This is a genomic window from Halobacteriovorax sp., assembly GCF_041587335.1.
Taxonomy (GTDB): domain Bacteria; phylum Bdellovibrionota; class Bacteriovoracia; order Bacteriovoracales; family Bacteriovoracaceae; genus Halobacteriovorax.
Genome location: NZ_JBFGYP010000210.1, coordinates 1 through 3,414, shown reverse-complemented (window position 1 = coordinate 3,414; position 3,414 = coordinate 1). Strand labels below are relative to the sequence as shown.

Below are 3,414 nucleotides of genomic sequence, written 5' to 3'. Positions count from 1 at the left end.
TATTGTTACCGTTAGCAGTCTTAAATTTATTGATATTTAATATGGGAGTTTCAATATTTTTATCAACTACGCATGTGTTCTTTAGAGATACGCAATATATATTAAACTTTATAAATGGACTTATGTATTTACTAACACCTATTTTTTACCCTATTGAGATGGTTCCTTCATGGGCGAGAATGTTTGTTGAGATTAATCCATATTATATTATGATCAGGCCTTTTCAATTAATCCTAAATAATTTTTCTGATTCATCAATAACAGTACCTTTTATTATTTCAACAGTGTTGAGTTTAGGGTGTTTAATAATGGGTTATACTTTTTGGCAAAAGATGAGGGATGAGATCTATGCAGTCCTCTAAAAGAACAATAGTTAAAGTTGAAAATTTCTCGTTTGACTATGGAATGAAGTTTTATCACGGAAATAAAGACTTTAGGCAAGTTTTTGTTGAAGCAATTTCATCACCGTTCAAGTTTATTACAGAAAAAAAACAGGTCAATCATGTTTTAGATTCTATAAGTTTTGAAGTTTTTGAAGGTGATCGTGTTGCAATTCTAGGTGTGAACGGCAGTGGTAAAACGACTCTTTGTCGTCAAATAGCAGGAATGGGAAAGAAGAATAACTTTGTTAAGACAAGTGATATCAAAGCTGTTTTGAATACAGATGTCGGTGCTTTTCCTGAGCTTACTGGACGCGAGAATATTGAAATATTAGTACATCTTCTTTATACGAATATATCAAAAGAAGAAAAGAACCAAATTGTTGAAGATGCTATTTCATTTAGTGAGATAGAAGAGTTTATAGATACTCCATTTAAAAACTACTCAAAGGGAATGAAGGCGAGGATTTTTCTCTCTACCATCTCATCTAGACCCTCTGATCTTTTGATCTTAGATGAAGTCTTTGATGGGGCAGATACATTCTTTAGTTCTAAGGTAGCAAAAAGAGTTAAGAAGATGATTTCATTATCCGGAGCAGTAATCTTCATAAGTCATGATTTAGAAAAAGTTCGAGAAGTTTGTAATAGAGTTATTGTTCTTAAAAATGGAAAGATTTGCTTTGATGGAGAAGTAGTTGAAGGAACGAAATTCTACCTTTTAAATTGTACTCCAGAACTTCAAACTATTTAGTAGAATTTATTGTTGTTTTCAAAGATAGACTTTGCAAATTGATAAGTAGAGTCGAAGTAAAATTTTCTTGTGTTGTTAGTATTGTCTAATTGCTCAAATAAATCTTCTAATTGATATTTCTTATGATTATTGTCGAGCCATTCATAAATTTTTAATGGATCACTTTGAGGTTCCGGTAATGTGACTAAATTGATACCAGTGTATGGAGTATCACAAATAGTATCTTTGATTGGTCCTGAGTAATTAACTGGAAGAACACCATTTGTTGACAAAATTCTACTTACGAAAGACTTTGAAAACATTATGTCTGAGTAGTTATCTTTATAAAGAATACTGTTCTCTTCAGTAAAACTAAATATACTATTTCGTGTTAAGTATTTAGATTTTAGATTAAGAATTTCTTCACATTTTGAAACTTCTTTATGAAATAGATCTGTTCTTTTGGGTAGGGCTTCCCCTGTGATAAATAATCTATCAAATTTATATTTCTTTGTGAGTTTGTATAGTGAGTCCTCATCAATAGAGTCATTTCTAAAGCCACTCTCGTATACTAATGTATTTGTCTCTGGTGAAATATCTTTTGTACGCCTATCTTCATAAAAGATAATATTAGATAGCCATTTATTTGGGATAATATGTGAAAATTTACTATTTATAAGTATTTTCGTCAAAGTATGGCGAGGCTCTCTATAGAGATTAAAGAAATGAATCAAATCTAATATTCCATCTCTTGACTGTATGAATGAGAAGTTATTTAGAGACTCTAAGTTTTTAAATGCAGTTAGAAAAATAGGATTAAGTGATGAGATATAGTCCTGTGCGTTCAGTGTATGAATATCCTCATAATCCTCTTGAGAATCTTGTAGGTTTCTCCAACGATCAATTGTATTCAATAAATAGATTTCATCTCTAGTTTGATTAAACATTATCTTTCTCTGATTCTACATAGCTATTATATAGTTTGTAATAAAGGTCTGAATAACTGCCTCTTACTCCAGAAAAAGGTGAGTTTTTTGTGGCACTAAAGCGAGCTCCCACTCTTATCATTTCTTCTTTGAAGCCTAGAAATTTTGTGGTTTCAAGATCTTTTATTGTGTTAGATATGTTTTCTCTCATTAACTCTAGAGAGCATTGGTTTGAAGCTGCTCGCTCTATGGGGTTAAAGTTTTCGAAAAAGTTAATTAAAGTTTTAAATAAACTTTTCTTTTCTGGGAAAGGTCTTGATGAATCAGATTTTTTGAAATTCGTTTCTACTAATAATGTATTCTTAAAGTATTTCTTAAAGCTGAAATATCCACCCCAGTTTGTGAGAATAAGGGGCAGTCCAGTTGCAGCAGCCTCACATGGAGACATTCCGAAGTCTTCATCATTATGTGTGCTAAGGCTAATAAAGCAATCTGAAGCACAGTAATAATCATGTAGTTCGTCAGATTTGAGGTTTCCAAGATATTGAACAAAGTCGTAGTTAGGAATTTGTTTAAGCCACCTAGTGCAGTAAGCTCCTTCCTGTGAGTACTGTCCTATGTATGGAATACCAAGATCATCAAATGGCCCAGCAATTAGTAATTTAAACTTGAGTTGAAATGCTTTTTGAAACTCATTTAGCATTGACGCAAGCTCTATAACGTTCTTCTGCATGCTTAAGCGGCCAGTGTAAATGAAAATGACTTCATCTTCTTTTACCTGTAGTTCCTGTCTAATCTTTGAGCGAGTTTCTTGATTGAAGTTGTGAGCATTTTCCCTAAGTGGAAAGAAATGCGATTCTATATTTCTTGGGTTAGCTATAAGTTTATTTAAAAGTCCTGCCTGTGCATCTGATGCACAAATAAACTTAATATTAAATTCTTTTAATTCATCTTCAGCATCTAACCACTGTGCAGCTTGAAGAGTAAAGTCACCAAATATATGAATAATAATGTCTGGTCTATTTGAATTTTTATTGTGTTTGGCAAATGACTTAATTACTTCTGCTGGACAAGGAAAGTGATCAATAAAGACTATTAGGTCGCTATTTAGTTGAGCTAACTCAAAGCCTTTTTCAAAAGTTGAAAAAGGATCTGTTGTTGAGATCTCTAGTGTATGTTGAATATCTACACATGAGAGATCATCATAAAGTTCAAAAAGGTTTTGTGTAATAGTTTGGCAACTGGTCCAGCTTGAAATATTTTTCTGGCGAACTAAAGTTGTTTTTCTTATGCGCATAAGAGATTAAAGTCTCTCATTTTTTGAACTAGAGAGTTAATATCTTTTGTTATTTGTTCTTCTTTTCCTGGGAATTTCTCT

The 3,414-nt window shown here is 32.1% G+C and carries 4 protein-coding genes; 2 read left to right on the top strand and 2 right to left on the bottom strand.

Annotated features, from left to right (window positions below):
• Positions 1-362 (top strand): ABC transporter permease (locus tag ABX784_RS16305; protein WP_372656124.1); only part of this gene is annotated, 362 nt, incomplete at its 5' end.
• Positions 349-1,131 (top strand): ABC transporter ATP-binding protein, encoded by a 783-nt coding sequence (locus ABX784_RS16300; protein ID WP_372656123.1) that lies wholly within the window; start codon positions 349-351, stop codon positions 1,129-1,131. The genes ABX784_RS16305 and ABX784_RS16300, both read left to right, overlap by 14 nt.
• On the opposite strand, the gene ABX784_RS16295 is transcribed toward ABX784_RS16300, so the two are convergent.
• Both ABX784_RS16295 and ABX784_RS16290 read right to left on the bottom strand, forming a co-directional pair.
• Positions 1,128-2,057 carry a hypothetical protein gene (locus ABX784_RS16295; protein ID WP_372656122.1) on the bottom strand — a complete coding sequence of 310 codons (930 nt, stop codon included), beginning with the start codon at positions 2,055-2,057 and terminating at the stop codon, positions 1,128-1,130. The two genes, ABX784_RS16300 and ABX784_RS16295, sit on opposite strands and share 4 nt — an antisense overlap.
• Positions 2,050-3,333, bottom strand: a complete 1,284-nt coding sequence (locus ABX784_RS16290; protein WP_372656121.1) for a glycosyltransferase family 4 protein — start codon at positions 3,331-3,333, stop codon at positions 2,050-2,052. Before ABX784_RS16290 ends, ABX784_RS16295 begins: the two co-directional genes overlap by 8 nt.
• Positions 3,334-3,414 lie beyond the last annotated feature (81 nt).

Bases quoted from the DNA above. Each gene is read 5' to 3' on its own strand.
- ABX784_RS16295 (WP_372656122.1), bottom strand. From the start codon at position 2,057: ATGTTTAATCAAACTAGAGATGAAATCTATTTATTGAATACAATTGAT.
- ABX784_RS16300 (WP_372656123.1), top strand. From the start codon at position 349: ATGCAGTCCTCTAAAAGAACAATAGTTAAAGTTGAAAATTTCTCGTTT.
- ABX784_RS16290 (WP_372656121.1), bottom strand. From the start codon at position 3,333: ATGCGCATAAGAAAAACAACTTTAGTTCGCCAGAAAAATATTTCAAGC.